Below are 17,673 nucleotides of genomic sequence, written 5' to 3'. Positions count from 1 at the left end.
GAGATAAAAGCGTTCGACTTGCATGTATTAGGCACGCCGCCAGCGTTCGTCCTGAGCCAGGATCAAACTCTCATAAAAGTGTTGAGTCTCACTCAACGTTTTTAATGAAGCTTGTAGCTCATTAATTGAATTGCTAGCGAATAAATATTCACTAATGTTGTTTGTTTTGACACTTGTCAAAACGCCCTACACATTGGTTCGTCTTACTTTGTTTAGTTTTCAAAGGTCTAATTTCTTGCACTTGTTGTCTCAGCGACAACTATTTAATCATATCAAAGGTGTAACTCTTTGTCAACAACTTTTTGATTTTTTATTTTTTTTCGTCTATGTCTCGCTGACGACATGTATTACTATACCTTGATTTCAGCCTTGCGTCAATGTTTTTCTGAAAAAAGTTTTTTTGATTTTAAAAACCTGAACGTTTCTAAAATCAAAGTTAAAAAGCAAACGATTACTTCTTTTAAAAAGCGAATCTTTTCCAATCATTTCTTTCTATTCTTTTGTAAATAGATATTCATTTATCTTCTGAAAAATGAATAAAAATAACAAAAAAGATTCAACTATCAAAAAAAGTTCGTTTGCTTTCTTCTATTTACCAATGATGATTAATAAAATCTACTCTTCCTGATCCTTTGCTGTATCGATTGTAGTGAGCACTATTCTTTTTATAGAAATCTTGATGATATTCTTCAGCAGGATAGAAGGGATTTGCTGGTTCGATGGTCGTTACGATGTCTTGTTTGAATCGCCCACTATCTTGCAAGGCTTTCTTTGAAGCTTCCGCAACCTCTTTTTGTTCTTCGTCATGATAAAAAATAACAGGACGGTAAGAACTTCCTCTGTCTGCGAATTGTCCGCTTGCGTCTGTTGGGTCTGTTTGTATCCAATAAATCTCCACTAATTCTGCAAATGACATGATGTCAGGATCATAAGTGATCTGAACAGCTTCAGTATGTCCTGTCCTTCCTGAGCCAACTTGTTGATAGGTTGGATTTACAGTATCTCCGCCCGTATAGCCGGACACAACGGATGCAATCCCAGGGAGTGTGTCAAATGGTTTGACCATACACCAAAAGCATCCGCCTGCAAATGTTGCTTTTTTCAGGTTATCTTTGCTCATTCTATTCCCTTCCTTTGCCATAGATTTTCTGTCGTTAGGACTTCATGAATAGATTTATTATAGCATTCGTATTAAGGTGCATAAACTAATCTGTTTCTGACTTCCCCTTCTCTTTCTTGTTTCACTAAACCGTTTCTGTTTAGCTAAAAAAACTACCCTCTTTGTTAAAGAGGATAGTTTCTTCTATAAAGAAAGCATTTTTATTTGCGAATTTCTGTTATGCCACCCATGTAAGGAACAAGAATTTCAGGAACCTTAACAGAACCGTCTTCTTGCTGGTAGTTTTCTAAGATGGCTGCGACTGTCCGCCCTACTGCCAAACCAGAACCGTTTAAGGTATGAACGTATTCCAATTTTCCTGTAGCTTCATTACGGTAGCGGATTTTAGCACGACGCGCCTGGAAGTCTTCTGTGTTTGAACAAGAAGAAATTTCTCGGTACGTTTCTTGAGCTGGAATCCAAACTTCTAAGTCATAAGTTTTCGCAGCAGAAAAACCCATGTCTCCTGTACATAATGCCAGCACGCGATAAGGAAGTTCTAATTTTTGTAAAACTTCTTCCGCATCAGCAGTCATTTTTTCCAGTTCTTCATAAGAATCTTCTGGTTTGCTGAACTTGACCATTTCGACTTTGTTGAATTGGTGAAGCCGAATCAAACCACGTGTATCACGTCCGGCACTACCAGCTTCTGAACGGAAAGATGGGCTCAGAGCAGTAAAGTAAGTTGGCAAGTCTTTTTCATCTAAAATTTCATTTTGGTAGTAATTTGTTAACGGAACTTCAGCGGTTGGAATCAACGTTAAGTCGCTGTCTTCCATTTGAAAAACGTCTTCTTTGAATTTAGGGAATTGACCTGTTCCAAACATCGCACGGCTGTTCACCAAGTAAGGGGTGATCATTTCTGTATAGCCTTGTTCTTCTACATGCAGATCTAGCATGAAGTTGTAGACTGCGCGTTCTAGTCTGGCGCCTAGTCCTCTATAGTACAAGAAGCGGCTGCCAGCTACTTTAGCGCCTCGTTCAAAGTCCAAGATTCCAAGCTCTTCGCCGATTTCCCAGTGTGGCTTTTGTTCATAAGCTGCTTTTTCTGGTGTCCCCCAGCTTCGGATCTCAACATTATCGTTTTCGTCTTCTCCTACTGGTACAGAGTCGTGCGGCAAGTTTGGCAAGCCAGTGCTAATGTCATAGATTTCTTCATCGACTTGTTCCAACTGTTCATCTAATGACTTGATTTGTTGACCCACTTCTCGCATTTCAGCGATTTTTTCGTTTGCATCTTCTTTGCTGCGTTTCAATTGTGCAATGGCATCCGACACTTCATTACGGTAGCTTTTCATTTTTTCTGATTCAACGATCAAAGCTCGTCTCTTTTCATCTAATGCCATATAATGATCAAGCGTCTCTTTCGCTACGCCTCTTGTCGCTAGTTTTTGCGAAACAGTTTCAAACGCTGTACGGATTTTCTTATTATCTAACATCTTTTTTCCCTCCTAAATATAAAAAAAGCCCAACTCTCCCAGTCAATTGACCGGGACGAATTGGACATTGTTTTTGTCGTGGTGCCACCCAGATTCAGCTTTTCTAAAAAAAGCTGCACTCTACTTCAGATAACGGTCTGGAGCCGAAACTATTTGGTGCCTAACTTTTTGCTCAGGTTTCATAGTTTACTTCGTGTGACGGATTCAAGAAATCAAACCATCAGCTTTCACCAACCGCTGACTCTCTGGCGTATTTCATCTCTCTACTAGCTCACACTACCGACGTTCATTCTATTTGTTTGTGCCTTTATTTTACCCAATGCCTTTCAGCAAGTCAACAAGATCCTACCGAGCATACATTATTCGACACAGAACACTTTTACTTTACTACTTTGTGGTATAAATCACTGAAAAAGTCGCCAACAGAACGGCCGGCCAAAACGAAAACATTCGCTTTTTCGACAGCTGTTTTGGTTACAGCTGGTAATTCTTCGCCTGTTGTTTTTTCAAGGTAGCCCAGGTCGTCTCCTTTAATATTGATTTGAGCTTTCCCAACTTCTGTACCTTTCTTAGCAGGTGCTGTCAGCTCTCCATCGTTATTGATTATTTTGTTATTTGGTTCAAAAGAAACAGAAATATCTTTTTTGTCTGTGCCATCTGGTAAAACTACAGCTGTTTCTGTTCCGGCTGCCAGCTCAACAGATCTTTGCTTTCCTTTAGTGACGGATAAGGCATCCACGTCTTTTAGAGTATCTCCTTTTTCGTAAAGATCAACTTTTTCCCAGTTGGCAAACGTCCAGTCCATCAATTTGTCTGTTTCTTTAAAACGAGAGCCCTTATCTTTTTGGCCGTCTTTTGCATTCATCACAACGGTAACGATCCGCATGCCATTTTCTTCAGCTGTACCGGCGATACAAGCTCCTGCAAAATTTGTTGTTCCTGTTTTCAAACCGTCTACATTGTCGCGTTCAAATAATAAGCCTTCCAACATCCAGTTCCAGTTGGACATATCGATCGCATCACTCGTTCCTTTTCTAAACGTCATTTTAGGAACGCTCGTCGTCTTCAATGCTTCAGGATAGTCATTGATCAAATGTTGTGCTACTTCGGCGACACCGCGAGCAGTCATAGAGTTTTCATCTTTATCAGCACTTCCTGGATAAATGTTTCCTTTTAAATCTGAATTGTTCAAGCCTGTTGCATTATAAAGGGCATAGTCTTTGATGTCCCATTCATCAAGCTGCGCTTTCATCCGGTCTACGAATTCCGGCTCGCTGCCTGCCATTGCTTCTGCAAGCGCAATAGTAGCACCATTTGCCGAGTAGATCGCTAATGCTTGATAAAGTTCTTTCACAGAATAAGTCTCATCTTGTCGCAACATTACATTCGAAAGAGAGGTATTGTGGCTGATCTCATGTGCGTATTCACTGACCGGAACTTGTTGATCCCAAGAGATATCTCCTTTTTCAATCGCATCAAACAAGATATACTCCACGATCATTTTTGTCATTGAAGCAATCCCAAGCTGTTCATCGCCATTTTGGTTTAATAATACTTTCCCCGTTGTGGGTTCGATCGCAAATGCTGCCTTTGCTTCAATCTTTGGTGCTGCTGTTGCAGCCGAAACTTCTGTTGCTGTTTGGACTGTAAATGGACCAAACGAAATACTTGGTGCTGCTGTTCCCAAAGTGACAGTGGCAACCAATGCAATGCCGAATTTTTTTAATTTATTCATCTTTGAAAAAATCTCCTAATCTATGTCTTTATCTTCTATAGCTATGTATGTGCGAGCCATATTTCTCACTTTTTCTATATTAAAGTACCACCATGTAAAAAACAACCCTCAATTGTTGAAAGTTCAACGATGAAGGTTATTTTAAGGCGTTGCTTTATACCTGCTCAAAAGCTGTTCTGTTGCTCATGCATTTAGTGCGTACTTAGGAGCTGACATTCATTTGAATGAGCAATGAAGACCCGTTTACTTTTGGAAAGCCCCTGGATTTTAGGAATTAGCTTCTAAGGTATCGTCCGTCACTGAGTTTTTCATCGGGCATTAAACAGCTTCTTTTTCTTGCAGAAGGTTACAATGTTTCCTGAATCGTCTAAGCAATATCACATAGAACGCTAGAAATTGCTTCACGTGAAACATTTTATCCTTTTTGTTCTTGTTGAAGTGGCAAAACTAAGCAAAAACGTGTCCACTTTCCTTCAGTCTTCGCTTCAATTTGACCATGGTGAAGTGATACGATATTTTCTGCAATAGCCAATCCTAGTCCCGTTCCACCATTTTCTTGCGAACGGGAAATGTCCACTCGATAGAATCGGTCAAACAGATGAGACAAAGCTTTCTGTGGAATCGGCGGTCCATCATTGCTGATCATAATCAAGGCCTCCTTTTCATTTGCTTCGACCTCGATCAAAATTTGTTTGCCGCCTTTTCCATATTTGAGTGCGTTAGCAATCAAGTTATTAAAAACCCGCACAATTTTTTCTGTGTCAGCTTCCATATGCAATTCAGTTAATGGAGAAACAATTTCAATCTCCATTTGTTTTTTAGCTGCTTCCAGTTCAAAATCGACTACCAGTTGTTCCAATAGTTGGATCATATCGAATTGCGAAAGATTTAAAGGCGTTGTCGTCTGCCGTACTTTTGTATATTCAAATAGATCATCAACTAAGGCTTTCATTTGCTTAGCTTTTTCATAAGCAACGTGGGTATACTTCTGCAACTCTTCTTTGCTTTGGTAGCGCCCTTCTTCAATCAACCCTAAATAACCAATGATCGAGGTCAGCGGTGTACGAATATCGTGACTGACGTTCGTGATCAACTCATCTTTCGATTGTTCGATCCGCCTTTCTTCCTCCATGGCTGCTACAGTGCTATCAACCAGCACATGGATACTTTCAACAACGCGGCTCATATCTCCTCCATAGTCATGGGAGATGCGATGGTCGTAGTGTCCTTCAGCGATATAATGCAATTCGCTGATAATATGACTCAACTGCATTTGCCGATAGCGCCTTTTTAACCGCCAATAAATTACAATAACGGCGATAAGGGATAATAAAACAACGAGAAAGGGTGTCAGCGAAATAACGTTGTCACCTTGAACGCTGATGATCACATCGCCAAGGATCCAGATTGAACGAAAGAATTGTGGAAAGGCTAATACCATGCGAGTAAAAATAACATAAACAGCATAGTAAAGAAGAAAAATCAGTCCTACCGTGACAAATCCTTCCAAAACCAGCTTACTTTTTTCTCTTTTAGTTAACTTCATTTTCCCTGTTCATCTCTCCTTTGCAGCAAGTTCTGTTTAAACCTTCCATCTTCGGCTATCCTTTGATTTTTCTTTAACCGCTAACGGATTTGCTGCCTCTCTCTTTATTTATCTTCTATTTTGTACCCAACACCCCAAACAGTCTGAATTACTTTTTCGCCGTCTGTCGCTTCTTCAATCTTGTCGCGCAAATGACTGACGTGAACCATCACTGTTTTAGAAGATACTAAACTTTCTTGCTGCCAAACCTTTTCAAAGATTTCATTTGCACCGAATACACGATTCGGATGGCTGGCTAATAAGTATAAGATCCCAAACTCCAGCGCTGTCAACTGAATCTGCTTTCCTTCAAGTGTTTCCACTTCATGCGATTCCTTTTTGATGATCAGTGGTCCGATCTCTAATTGATCTGGTTCTTCTACATCAGCTGTATAGTAACTACGGCGCAGCAACGATTTTACGCGTGCCATCACTTCCAGTGGATTAAATGGCTTGACTACGTAGTCATCTGCTCCTGTCACTAGCCCTTTAATTTTATCGACATCTGTTGTCTTGGCACTGAGCATCAAAATGGGCAAGTTAGAATCTTTGCGAATTTCTTTGATGGTTTCAATCCCATCCATTTCGGGCATCATCACATCTAAAACGACGAGGTCGATGTCCTGTGTGTGCAATTTTGTTAAAGCCTCTTTTCCATTATAGGCTTTTTCAAGTTCATAACCTTCATTTTGAATATAGATCCCTAACAGTTCAACGATTTCTTTATCGTCATCCACTACCAGAATTTTCATTTTTCCACCTTCACCTCTAACGAAGATTTTTTCTTGCTTTTATCATACCAAAAAAAGCGTAGAAAAAGCCTAAAGAAACATTTAAATCTTATTTGCGCTTATGTTCAAACACCGTTTCATTCCATTAATGATTGCAATTTTATGCTTTGGACGAGTTGTTGCATTTACTTGATACCAATAAGCGGCTGACTTGTTTATCTTTCATTAAGCTGCCCATTTGTTTTTTTGTATTAGAAAAAACGTTCAAATCTGTTTCCATGACTTTGAACGTTTTCTTCATTATTTTCCATCTTAAAATAAGCATTTCTTTCTCTACTGCAAGTGACCCAGTGCTCAACCTCAACCAGAGCCGCTTTTCGGGAACGCTCCGCATTGTCATGGCTCTTGCGATTTAATCGCTTAGAGACAAGATACACTTTGCTGGAACGGCAACAGTGCTTCCGATAATGGTTTTATGTTTCATTTTCCTGTCGCCTCTTTCGGCCTTGCTTCGCATCCTTGTTTTTGATCTGCGAAAGTCAGAGCCTTTGCAAAAAAAGATAAGTTGTTTTGATGCGCGCTGCGCTGCTCTCTTCAACAACTTCCTTTTTTTGCTGTGACTCTTTCAGGCTTTCTCCGTATCCTTGTGTTTTAGTTGAGCTGCGCTCCCCAGAGTTCTCCGCCTAACTTGTAACGACCGCACAACCGCTTCGCTGGGTTGCTTGCGTTGTTCCTTCGTTAGTACTCGATCTCTTGCGGGGTCGCTTTGCATCCTTTTTTAGTTGAGCTGCGCGAGGCAGAGTCTCGGGTAAAATTCAAAAGTCGCTCGCATGCGCGGGATGCTCTGCGCCGCGCTTTTTCATTTTCCTGTCGTCTCTGTCGACCTCGCTTCGTATCCTATCTTGAGTAATTTGGTGATTCTTTGGTGATTTGTACGTCATGTGGGTGTGATTCGCGAAGGCCTGCGCCGCTCATTTGAATAAATTGGGCATCGTTGCGCAAGGCTTCTAAGTTAGGTGCACCAACATACCCCATTCCTGAACGGATTCCGCCAAGCATTTGGAAGATGATATCTTGAACGCTTCCTTTGTAAGCAACACGTCCTTCGATCCCTTCTGGAACTAGTTTGTTTGCTTCGTTGATGCTGCCTTGGAAGTAGCGATCACTAGAACCTTTTTGCATAGCGCCTAAGCTTCCCATACCACGGTAAGTTTTAAAGCGGCGACCTTCATAAATTTCAAATTCGCCTGGAGATTCATCCGTTCCAGCCAGCATACTGCCGAGCATAACCACGTTTCCGCCTGCTGCCAAAGCTTTGACGATGTCGCCTGAATATTTGATCCCGCCATCTGCAATAATTGCTTTACCGTATTCACGCGCAACAGAAGCAGCATCGTAAATCGCTGTGATTTGCGGAACACCTACACCAGCAACCACACGTGTTGTACAGATAGAACCAGGTCCGATCCCAACTTTAACGACATCTACACCGACGTCAAATAAATCACGTGTTGCTTCGCCTGTAGCAACGTTTCCGGCAATCAAAGCAACATCAGGGAATGTTTCACGGATTTCTTTGATTTTACGGATAACGCCTGCACTATGTCCATGAGCTGTATCAATAATGATCGCATCTACTCCAGCATCTACTAGCGCTTGAGAACGTTCAAATGTATCACTTGTCACGCCAACAGCAGCAGCTGCCAACAAACGGCCATGTTCGTCTTTTGCGGCATCCGGGTATTGGATCACTTTTTCAATATCTTTGATCGTGATCAATCCGCTCAAACGGCCTTTATCATCAACAAGCGGCAATTTTTCAATTTTGTGATGTTGTAAAATCTCTTCAGCCTCTTTTAAAGAAGTTCCTTCTGGAGCCGTCACTAGATTTTCTTTGGTCATCACATCATCGATCGCAACGGTGTGATCTGCCACAAAGCGTAAATCACGATTAGTCAAAATACCGACTAACTGACGGTCTTCTAATGTATGAACGATCGGGACACCGCTGATGCGATAGCGAGCCATCAATGCCTCTGCTTCTTTGACAAGATGTTCCGGTGTTAAAAAGAAAGGGTCAATGATGACGCCATTTTCTGAGCGTTTTACTTTGCGCACTTCATCTGCTTGTTCTTGAATAGACATGTTTTTGTGAACGACACCTAATCCACCTTGACGTGCCATTGCAATTGCCATTTTTGCATCAGTTACCGTATCCATACTTGCGCTCATAATAGGAATATTCAACTTGATTTTTTCTGTTAATTGCACACTTAAATCTACTTCATTTGGCAAGACGTGGCTTTCTGCAGGTATTAATAAAACATCATCAAACGTAAATCCTTTTTTGGCAAACTTTGTATCCCAGTTCGACATCTTCACGAAACACTCCTTCATCTTTATCTAACCGAATTTCTTCAGATTTTTTTACTGTCAAACTTAACAAAGTTATCTCTTTTCGTCAAGGTAAAATGAGTAGAGAATAGATAAATGGTCGGTATTTTAATCTGTTCCTCATTAAAGGTTTGCAGGCACTCTATGTAAAGGCTTTTCAAAACGACAGGTACATTGCAGCCATAAAAAAAACGTCTCTCTTCATTTGAAAAGAAACGTTTCTTCTATGATTAACGGTTTAAAATAAAGTCCCTTTGACATTGAATTTCCGTTTGAAGTACCATTTGCCGGCAAAAGCCAGTATACCAATAACGACGTTTGCAATAGGCGGAAGAATTGGATTGATCACTGGAGGAATAAAGAGCATAGAGAGCGTCATCACTGCTACCCAAATCAGCATCCCCACAACGGAAACAAGGAAGTATCGTAAAGTACTGCCTTTTTGTCCCTTGATAGGCGCATTTTTTGTAATCGCCAGTACGACAAAACCGCCGATAATAAAGTTCAAGATCAGTGTCAAAATCCCCATACCAGAAGCTGTTCCTGATTTGCTGAACAAAGCAGACAGCCCAGTAACCAGCGCAAACATTCCGCCTAGCATCAATCCACCGTCTACGTATAATTTCCAGTCTTCTGAACGTTCTCCAGTCGTCTCTTTGGTATCCAGTCTAGGGCCATCCACCATTTCTAAGTAGCGCTCCGTCACTGTTCCGTAGATTTGACGAGCCGTGCGTCCAGCTGATTGTTCACTGACCAATGTTTTTAACATGTCATTAAAAAGAACTGTACGGCGGTCATTGGAAAAGTCAGCATCTTCCAATCTCTTGTTCAATTTTACCATGTAGTCTTCATTTTTATGTGTTAGTTGTTCGAATAACCCTCTGTTTTCATCTTGCAGCGCAGTTAAATCTGCAACTTCTTCTTGTGCGTCATTCTTTTTATCTTTTTTCAAAGGCTTGATTCTCCTTTATATTGTTTACTGTTTTCTTTTAGGTTGCTCCCCGAGGCAGAGTCTCATTCCGCATCTTGGTTTTAGTTGAGTTACACTCCCCAGAGATCTCCGCCTAGCTTGTAACATACGCACAACCGTTCCACTGGGTTGCTTGCGTTGTTCCTTCGTTAGTGCTTGCTACCGAGCTTGATTTGTAAAACAAATCTTAGCGAGATAGTACAAAGCGAGCATAGCGAGACTTTGCGACTTAATTATTCTTTCGGGGTCGTTTCACATCCTGGTAGTTGAGCTGCGAAACACAGAAAGCTGTGTCTATCTTATCCTGTCCGCACACCCGCTTCGCTGGGCTGTTTGCGTCAGGATTGCGATAGTCTTCGCTTTCTGATCGTGTTTCTCCGCATCCTGGTAATTGAGTTGCATGAGGCAGAGTCTCAGGTAAAATTCAAAAGTCGCTCACATGCACAGTATGCTCTGTGTTGTCATGGCTCTTGCGATTTTAATCGCTTAGAGACATGATACACTTTGCCGGAACGGCAACAGTGCTTCTGATAACGGTTTTGCTTTCTCATTTTCCTGTCGCCCCTATCAGTCTCATTCCACATCTTTCAGTTTAAACGTTGAATCTGAATAGCATGACGTCGCCGTCTTGGACGATGTAGTCTTTTCCTTCTGAGCGCATTTTTCCAGCTTCTTTGGCGGCTTTTTCGCTGCCGTATTGGTCAAAGTCTTTGAATGAGATGGTTTCTGCTCGGATAAAGCCGCGTTCAAAGTCGGAATGGATGATGCCCGCTGCTTCAGGTGCTTTGATGCCTTTTTTAAAGGTCCAAGCGCGCACTTCTTGAGGCCCCGCTGTGAAGTAAGTACCAAGTCCAAGCAAGTTATACGATGAACGAATCAGTTTGTCTAGTCCAGGTTCTGTAATCCCCAAGTCTTCTAAGAACATTTCTTTTTCGTCTTCTTCCAGTTCTGCGATTTCTTCTTCGATCTCAGCACAGATCACGATCACTTCTGCTTGTTCGCTTGCAGCCAATTCGCGGACTTGTTTTACATACTCAACGTCTTCTGCATCTGCAACGTTGTCTTCTGACACATTCGCTACATACAAAACAGGCTTAGAAGTCAGTAAAAATAAACCTTTAACAATTTTTTGTTCTTCTTCGTCAAACGCGATCGCACGGACTGGACGGCCTTCTTCTAAAGTTGGTTTGATTTTATCCAACACAGCCAATTCTGTCATTGCTTCTTGGTCTTTGGTTTTGGCTATTTTTGCAACACGTGCATAACGCTTGTTGATTGATTCTAAGTCAGCTAAAACCAATTCTAAATTGATGGTTTCAATGTCATCCAATGGATCTACTTTACCGCTGACGTGAGTGATATTATCATCATCAAAACAGCGGACCACATGACAGATCGCATCTACTTCGCGAATATTAGCAAGGAATTTATTTCCCAGTCCTTCTCCTTTGCTGGCACCTTTCACGATTCCGGCAATATCCGTAAACTCGAATGTTGTTGGAACGATTTTCTTTGGTTCCACCAATTCTGCCAAGCGATCCAGACGGTAATCCGGAACTTCAACGATCCCTACGTTTGGATCGATCGTTGCAAATGGATAGTTTGCTGCTTCTGCTCCTGCTTTTGTGATTGCATTAAATAGAGTCGATTTGCCCACGTTCGGTAAACCAACGATTCCTGCTGTCAATGCCATTTTATCTACTCACTTTCCTTTGTCTTTTTTAGTGTTTTAGTTTTCTTCGTTAGCCGATACTAAAACTTTTTTTAATTTCCGTTCAAATTCTCTGCGCGGCATCATCACCAAGTGACCGCAGCCAAGACATTTGATCCGGATATCCATCCCCATTCGGATGATCTGCCAGCGATTTTCTCCGCATGGATGCGGTTTTTTCATTTCAACAATATCATTCAAGTCATAGGTATTTGCCATATTCTTCTCCCTTATTCTTACTATTTTGACCTTATTCATTTTATTTCAAAGGAGTGCTTCCACTTGATCATCAGGTTGTAGAAGACAGAACTATCTGTAAGGCCTTGTTTATCCTAAAAGGTGTTTATTCGACTCGGCTAATGACATAGCGGCCTTAATCAAATTCGATCTCCAATATGTCCAGAATGCGCGTAAGGTCATCGCTCGACAAATATTCGATCTCGATTTTTCCTTTTTCATTCTTTTCATTGATGACCACATTGGTTCCGAACTTATCCATCAAGCGTTCTTCGCTTTCACGAATATAATAAGGTTTCTTTATCGTCTTTTCTTTTTTCTTTTTCTGTGGTTCATTGATTTGTGCAACCAGTTGTTCAATTTGGCGAACAGTCAAATTGTCTTTTACCACTTTTTTAGCCACTTTTAAAATTTGTTTCTTGTCTTTCAACCCCAACAGTGTCCGTGCTTGTCCCATGGAGATCTCATTTTGCTGCAACATCTTTTTGACTTCTTCTGGAAGACCCAGCAATCGCAAATAATTAGCGATATAGGGACGGCTTTTGCCTAAACGTTGCGCCACTTCTTCCTGAGTCAATTTCAAATTTTTCATCAGCATACTGTAAGCTTCTGCTTCTTCCAGTGCAGATAAATCTTCACGCTGCAGATTTTCCAGCACTGCGACTTGCATCATTTCTTCTTCATTGAACTCGCGAACGATAGCGGGGATCGTTTCTTTTCCTGCCAGTTTAGAAGCTCTGAAGCGACGTTCTCCGGCAATGATCTCAAAACCTTTTGCAGTCGAAGAACGCAAGATAATTGGCTGGAAAACACCTGATTGTTTGATCGAGCTAGCCAATTCCTTTAGCGCTTCTTCATCAAATGTGCGCCTAGGTTGGTAAGGATTCGGACGGATCTCGCTTAATTTGATCTCCTGAACCCGTTCATCAGAAGTATCAACGTTGTCAAACTCAGCAAATTCGGTAAACAAAGCATCAATTCCACGTCCAAGTCCTTTACTGTTCTTATTCGTCATTTGCTAACACTTCCTTTGCTAGTTCAAGATAAACTTCTGCGCCGCGAGAACGAATGTCGTAATCAATGATCGACAAGCCGTGGCTTGGTGCTTCTGATAAACGAATATTACGAGGGACGATATTCCGATAGACTTTTTCACGGAAGTATTTCTTCACTTCGTCTACTACTTCATAGCCTAAATTCGTACGCGCATCCAACATGGTTAATAAAACCCCTTCGATACGCAGCTCAGGATTGAAATGCTTTTGTACCAGGCGGACTGTATTCAACAGCTGACTCAAGCCTTCCAAAGCATAATATTCACATTGGACCGGTATCAAAATCGAATCGCTTGCTGTAAAAGCATTGATCGTTAAGTGCCCCAGTGAAGGTGGACAATCGATCAAAATATAATCATACGTATCGTGCAGATCCTTAAGAGCACTCTTCAAACGTGATTCACGCGCCATTTGCGTCGTCAGCTCGATCTCTGCTCCAGCTAATTGAATCGTTGCCGGCACGACCCACAGATTTTCCCGAGAGGAAGGCATGATCACTTCATCAATCGGTGTCTCATTGACTAAAACGTCATAAATATCTTTTTCAACATCTGCTTTTCTTACACCTAACCCACTAGTCGCATTCCCCTGAGCGTCACTGTCGATCAAAAGAATTTTCTTTCCTAAGTAAGCTAAAGATGCTCCGAGATTAACAGTTGTGGTTGTTTTCCCCACACCGCCCTTTTGATTTGCTACTGATATTACTCGTGCCATTTCTCTTCCTCCATCTATCTGTGTCTTCAATTATTCCTCTTTGACTTCATCCCTGTTTCTTTAACAAATGAGAAAAGGAAGACACGATACGCATCTTCCTTTGTACGCATCTGTTCCAAATGATCTTCTCATTCGTCGCTCTGTCTTTAGTTTTTATCAACATTGTTTCTACATTATCTTTTTGGTTTTCCAGATTCAACTCACATCAATGTATACGGTCTTCCGTCAGTTCCATCTCTCATGCTTTTAAATCTGTTCTATATGCGCTTCTATTATAACAAATCCGTCTATCTCTGAATAGACAGCCTCTTTTATCATTGTGCTGTTTATATTGATAGGATCAAACGTTATAACGGTTTTTTATTCGGCATACCTGGTTTTCTTGGATACTTATTTGGTGTCTCTTTTTTCTTATCGATTAAAACAATATGTCTTTCTCCAGCCTGCTTCGGCAGTTCAAAGGAAAAATCTTCTCGGAATTTTCCGCCCAGTTTCGTGATCGCTTGTTTGCTGTCTTGCAACTCATCTTGGCTGCTGCTAGCTTTCAAGGCGATAAACAAGCCGCCTTTTTTCACCAAAGGCATACACAGCTCAGCTAAGACGCTCATCCGTGCAACAGCTCTAGCTGTTACCACATCAAAGGATTCACGAAATTGTTTGTTTTGTCCAAAAGTTTCAGCACGGTCATGGTAAAGATGGACACCATCTAGCCCTAAAGTATCTACCAATCGTTGTAAAAATTGGATTCGCTTGTTCAATGAATCAACGATGGTGACTTCTAATTCGGGAAAGACGATTTTTAGGGGGATACTCGGAAACCCGGCACCTGCACCTACATCGCATAGGCTATGGACCCCTTTAGTAAAATCTACAAACAACCCGGCTGTGATCGAATCATAAAAATGTTTCAAATAGACTTCTTCACGTTCAGTAATGGCTGTTAAATTGATTTTTTCATTCCATTCCTGAAGTAATGTAAGGTATTGATCAAACTGTTCCATCTTCTTTTCAGTCAATGGGATCCCTTTCTCTTGAAGGGCTGCTTTAAACTCTTCGGGATTCACTTTTTTCAACTCCTTTTCGATGCCGTGAAACACAACTTGTTTCACAGTCTCATCTGTATTACTGTATAACAAATCGCAGCGAAGTGCAACGATTCCAAGCAGATTTTTTTATTTTTTCTTCACCTTTTTTATTTACTGCAAACAAGAGCTTTTTTTGACTCAAAAAAAAGACACGCTTCTTAAAAGAAGGTGTCTTCAAAGATGATCTGAGAGAACTTTTAATGCTTGTTTTTGTGTTTTGTTATAATCCAAAAATGGCTATATATCAATATTATGTATTTTTATGTTTTATTCATGTTTATATTTTTGTGCGATGATTGTGCGATAACATGATTACAAATCACAAATACAAACGTTGTTCACACCGTACGAATGGATGATCTCAAAAAAGGTAGGTTCAGATATAGCTATCTATCCGCAGAATTTTAGTATGTGTAAAATAGTTCTCGAGAGTTAATAATTTTACTGATAAAAGAAAGAAGGCGTTCTATCATAATTGTTTCGATTCAAGAAAACCCAGGGTTATTACGTCGTCCACTCATAATAGACGAAAAAACATTACAAATTGGGTATAATGATGATGAAATCCGTTGTTTCTTGCCAAAGGAAGTTCGTGCCGTTGAGTTAGCACGAGCATATAACATGATTGGCTAAATTACTTAATTTACGTTGAGTTTTCTTTGCTATTAGAACAAGCGATAGGCATACTGAAAAAGAAGCAGCACGGTGTCTTTCAATCATGGGGATGTACAAAGATTCTTTCTAATGCGTTGCTTTTACCCTATTTTTACAAGGTAGTTTTTTTATCTATCCAATACATGAAATTATGAAATTTCATGTATGAAAAGTCACAACTTAGGTGTATATTACTATCAATAAAACTATAAAAAAGGAGGGATCCTTTTGTATCTAGGAATTGGCGCATTTTTACTTTTTGTAATTAGCTTTGGTTGGTCTTTGAAAAATAAAAATAATAAAAATTAATTTTGATACGATTGGATGTTCGATAAATGAATTTAGATAAAATCATGTATCGATAAAAACAGTTTCATTTAAAGAGTGCAGCAAGAGATTAACTACTTTTACTCAGTAATTAGTCTCTTTTTATTGAATCATTTAAAATAAGTACTCTTTTAAACTTAGTTTTTTAGTATATGTAACCCAATGGTTGCTAATTGTAAACTAATAGGTGCGTTACTTTTTAAACGAAAATTGAGAGAATCTATATATTAAGTTAAGAAGGATAGGAATAATTAAATACATTTTTTATTAGCACCTACTAGGAGGGAAAAATGGAAAAAACAGCTATATTTTTAATTGCGTTAGTCACAATGGTATTGACCCCTTTGCAAGCTTTAGCAGCTATAGAAACTTCAGTCACTTTAGCTACTATTAGTGAATTAACTAAAAAACTTGAAACAAAAAGAGAAACTCAAGGATTTATTAGTGACGATAATGAAGATTTATTATTGCTTAAGGCAGAATTAAATAAAATAGAAGTGACGTCGGAATCATACTGGACTCCAAATGTTGCTGAAGAAGGATCTTTTACGACATTTGGTTATGGACAATAGCATGACTTAGGTAAAGGCTGGAAATCTAGGGTAGATAAACCTACTCATGGTGGAGCTTCTAAACCACACGTGCATGTAGAGAAATGTGATAAAAAGGGCGTACAAAACGTGGATGGAACAAAATCTCATGGAAAAAATTTAAATAGCGCTGGAGTTCCAAACGATATCCCAAAAAAAAGCAAGAGGACTAGCAGATTATAAAAAAGGTCAAAAGAACTTAGCTAATATGAGAAAAGCTAAACAACAAATTACAGCAAAAAATTGAATTTACGTAAAAATGCTGATATTGTGATAACAATTGGTAATTTTATTAGTGTAGTTGGCTTAATGATTTTTTCATTTGGAGCAGTCGCAGCATGGGGTGCATTTTTATTAGTAATTTAAAAGGAGACTCTTTATGAAATTTATTTCTGAAGAAAAAAATGATATAGAAGGGTATCATGATAGTTTATTGTCTTTAAAAAAGATATTGGAACCTAAAACTTTTAATTTTATGTTAAACGAGTCTTTTCATGATAGTGTAATCAACAAAATAACCATAGTAAATAATTATGGCGAAAATAAATATAATACTGGAAAAGATAGTATTGTATCAGTATCTGCTCATTTAAAACATTGGAACGAACAAGAATATGAATTAGTATGGGAAAATGTGAGAGTGTACTTACTAGATTTCGATATATCTAGAAATAAAATAGCAGAAAGTAACCAAATTTTATTTGATAGAGGCTTAGATGAATGGTCTCATGATGAATTATTATTATTGGAAGATAATCATTTAAGACATGAAATATTTTTATTTTCACAAACAACCATTATAATTGAATGTAGCAAATTCTATATTAATCAGGTTGATTAATCATACGATTGACTACGTATTTAGATAAATGTATGTACTCTAAAACACCACAATTACACAAATGTAATTGTGATGTTTTCTTTTACTATTTTACTCTTAACTCAACTTTCGCAGTTGAAAATTAGTGTCTAAACCTTGGTACCTTTGAGCTTCCTCAGCTTAATTTATATGGCTTGACGTGTATTTAGATGCAGAAAAAACACCTCAGCTTTGGTATAGTTTAATTACCACAAAAAAACTAATACAGCGAGGTGCTTGTCTTTATGATAACCGATAACAATCTAAATAATCAACTGCCAAAAGCCATTTATTCTATTTTTAAAGAGCTGCATATTCTGCATTACTTGCGTAAAGCAGGTATAACAAAGGCAAAAGGTTACTCTGCCGGCTTTCTTTTCACTTTTATTTTCAATCTTGTTTTTGAAGGAAAAAATTTTTTCCAACTT

The 17,673-nt window shown here is 39.5% G+C and carries 15 protein-coding genes, 1 rRNA gene, 2 pseudogenes and 1 other annotated feature; of the genes and pseudogenes, 4 read left to right on the top strand and 14 right to left on the bottom strand.

Features of this window, described 5'->3' with window-relative positions:
• The 14 genes from BM057_RS09675 to rsmG all read right to left on the bottom strand — a co-directional run.
• Positions 1-78, bottom strand: a 16S ribosomal RNA gene (locus tag BM057_RS09675); the annotation flags it as partial.
• A 514-nt stretch (positions 79-592) separates the two neighbouring features.
• Positions 593-1,120 carry a peptide-methionine (S)-S-oxide reductase MsrA gene (gene msrA, locus BM057_RS09670; RefSeq protein ID WP_092093326.1) on the bottom strand — a complete coding sequence of 176 codons (528 nt, stop codon included), beginning with the start codon at positions 1,118-1,120 and terminating at the stop codon, positions 593-595.
• 200 nt (positions 1,121-1,320) lie between these two features.
• Positions 1,321-2,598, bottom strand: coding sequence for a serine--tRNA ligase (serS, locus tag BM057_RS09665; RefSeq protein WP_092093324.1), 1,278 nt, complete (start codon positions 2,596-2,598; stop codon positions 1,321-1,323).
• A 48-nt stretch (positions 2,599-2,646) separates the two neighbouring features.
• Positions 2,647-2,888: a binding site (T-box leader), on the bottom strand.
• A gap of 89 nt (positions 2,889-2,977) precedes the next feature.
• Positions 2,978-4,333: a serine hydrolase gene (locus BM057_RS09660; protein ID WP_092093321.1), complete on the bottom strand. Its 1,356-nt coding sequence runs from the start codon at positions 4,331-4,333 to the stop codon at positions 2,978-2,980.
• 415 nt (positions 4,334-4,748) lie between these two features.
• A complete protein-coding gene (locus BM057_RS09655) occupies positions 4,749-5,879 on the bottom strand; it encodes a sensor histidine kinase (RefSeq protein ID WP_047390465.1) in 1,131 nt (376 codons plus the stop codon).
• 104 nt (positions 5,880-5,983) lie between these two features.
• A complete protein-coding gene (gene croR, locus BM057_RS09650; protein WP_047390463.1) occupies positions 5,984-6,670 on the bottom strand; it encodes a response regulator transcription factor CroR in 687 nt (228 codons plus the stop codon).
• A 139-nt stretch (positions 6,671-6,809) separates the two neighbouring features.
• A complete protein-coding gene (locus tag BM057_RS11700; protein ID WP_177186226.1) occupies positions 6,810-6,950 on the bottom strand; it encodes a hypothetical protein in 141 nt (46 codons plus the stop codon).
• A gap of 596 nt (positions 6,951-7,546) precedes the next feature.
• A complete protein-coding gene (gene guaB / locus BM057_RS09640; protein WP_092093315.1) occupies positions 7,547-9,025 on the bottom strand; it encodes an IMP dehydrogenase in 1,479 nt (492 codons plus the stop codon).
• A 256-nt stretch (positions 9,026-9,281) separates the two neighbouring features.
• Entirely contained in the window at positions 9,282-9,995 is a 714-nt protein-coding gene (locus BM057_RS09635) for a DUF1129 domain-containing protein (protein WP_052181821.1), read from the bottom strand.
• A 610-nt stretch (positions 9,996-10,605) separates the two neighbouring features.
• A complete protein-coding gene (gene ychF, locus BM057_RS09630) occupies positions 10,606-11,706 on the bottom strand; it encodes a redox-regulated ATPase YchF (protein ID WP_047390992.1) in 1,101 nt (366 codons plus the stop codon).
• A gap of 36 nt (positions 11,707-11,742) precedes the next feature.
• A complete protein-coding gene (locus tag BM057_RS09625) occupies positions 11,743-11,943 on the bottom strand; it encodes a DUF951 domain-containing protein (protein ID WP_047390989.1) in 201 nt (66 codons plus the stop codon).
• A 154-nt stretch (positions 11,944-12,097) separates the two neighbouring features.
• On the bottom strand, positions 12,098-12,976 hold the full coding sequence (locus BM057_RS09620) for a ParB/RepB/Spo0J family partition protein (RefSeq protein ID WP_047390986.1): 879 nt from the start codon (positions 12,974-12,976) through the stop codon (positions 12,098-12,100).
• Positions 12,966-13,730, bottom strand: coding sequence for a ParA family protein (locus BM057_RS09615; protein WP_047390985.1), 765 nt, complete (start codon positions 13,728-13,730; stop codon positions 12,966-12,968). The genes BM057_RS09620 and BM057_RS09615 overlap by 11 nt, the downstream gene beginning before the upstream one ends.
• A gap of 347 nt (positions 13,731-14,077) precedes the next feature.
• Positions 14,078-14,794, bottom strand: a complete 717-nt coding sequence (gene rsmG, locus BM057_RS09610) for a 16S rRNA (guanine(527)-N(7))-methyltransferase RsmG (protein ID WP_092093312.1) — start codon at positions 14,792-14,794, stop codon at positions 14,078-14,080.
• Positions 14,795-15,298: 504 nt separating this feature from the next.
• Between rsmG and BM057_RS09605 the strand changes: the two are divergent.
• From BM057_RS09605 to BM057_RS11850, 4 genes and pseudogenes are all read left to right on the top strand, one after another.
• Positions 15,299-15,448 (top strand): annotated as a pseudogene (locus tag BM057_RS09605) (ArsC/Spx/MgsR family protein); the annotation flags it as partial.
• A gap of 638 nt (positions 15,449-16,086) precedes the next feature.
• Positions 16,087-16,368 (top strand): hypothetical protein, encoded by a 282-nt coding sequence (locus BM057_RS09600; RefSeq protein ID WP_047390981.1) that lies wholly within the window; start codon positions 16,087-16,089, stop codon positions 16,366-16,368.
• A 397-nt stretch (positions 16,369-16,765) separates the two neighbouring features.
• A complete protein-coding gene (locus tag BM057_RS09595) occupies positions 16,766-17,227 on the top strand; it encodes a hypothetical protein (protein WP_047390980.1) in 462 nt (153 codons plus the stop codon).
• A 263-nt stretch (positions 17,228-17,490) separates the two neighbouring features.
• Positions 17,491-17,673: pseudogene (locus BM057_RS11850) on the top strand (IS4-like element ISTeha3 family transposase); the annotation flags it as partial.

This window comes from Pisciglobus halotolerans (genome assembly GCF_900113675.1).
GTDB classification, from domain to species: domain Bacteria; phylum Bacillota; class Bacilli; order Lactobacillales; family Carnobacteriaceae; genus Pisciglobus; species Pisciglobus halotolerans.
The sequence above is the reverse complement of the archived record's forward strand: the minus strand, read 5'-3'. Positions and strand labels throughout refer to the sequence as shown.

Excerpts from the sequence above, each read along its gene's own strand:
- BM057_RS09615 (WP_047390985.1), bottom strand. The coding sequence starts at position 13,730 with ATGGCACGAGTAATATCAGTAGCAAATCAAAAGGGCGGTGTGGGGAAA.
- BM057_RS09625 (WP_047390989.1), bottom strand. The coding sequence starts at position 11,943 with ATGGCAAATACCTATGACTTGAATGATATTGTTGAAATGAAAAAACCG.
- croR (WP_047390463.1), bottom strand. The coding sequence starts at position 6,670 with ATGAAAATTCTGGTAGTGGATGACGATAAAGAAATCGTTGAACTGTTA.
- BM057_RS11700 (WP_177186226.1), bottom strand. The coding sequence starts at position 6,950 with ATGAAGAAAACGTTCAAAGTCATGGAAACAGATTTGAACGTTTTTTCT.
- BM057_RS09595 (WP_047390980.1), top strand. The coding sequence starts at position 16,766 with ATGAAATTTATTTCTGAAGAAAAAAATGATATAGAAGGGTATCATGAT.
- msrA (WP_092093326.1), bottom strand. The coding sequence starts at position 1,120 with ATGAGCAAAGATAACCTGAAAAAAGCAACATTTGCAGGCGGATGCTTT.
- BM057_RS09620 (WP_047390986.1), bottom strand. The coding sequence starts at position 12,976 with ATGACGAATAAGAACAGTAAAGGACTTGGACGTGGAATTGATGCTTTG.
- ychF (WP_047390992.1), bottom strand. The coding sequence starts at position 11,706 with ATGGCATTGACAGCAGGAATCGTTGGTTTACCGAACGTGGGCAAATCG.
- serS (WP_092093324.1), bottom strand. The coding sequence starts at position 2,598 with ATGTTAGATAATAAGAAAATCCGTACAGCGTTTGAAACTGTTTCGCAA.
- BM057_RS09660 (WP_092093321.1), bottom strand. The coding sequence starts at position 4,333 with ATGAATAAATTAAAAAAATTCGGCATTGCATTGGTTGCCACTGTCACT.
- guaB (WP_092093315.1), bottom strand. The coding sequence starts at position 9,025 with ATGTCGAACTGGGATACAAAGTTTGCCAAAAAAGGATTTACGTTTGAT.
- BM057_RS09600 (WP_047390981.1), top strand. The coding sequence starts at position 16,087 with ATGGAAAAAACAGCTATATTTTTAATTGCGTTAGTCACAATGGTATTG.
- BM057_RS09655 (WP_047390465.1), bottom strand. The coding sequence starts at position 5,879 with ATGAAGTTAACTAAAAGAGAAAAAAGTAAGCTGGTTTTGGAAGGATTT.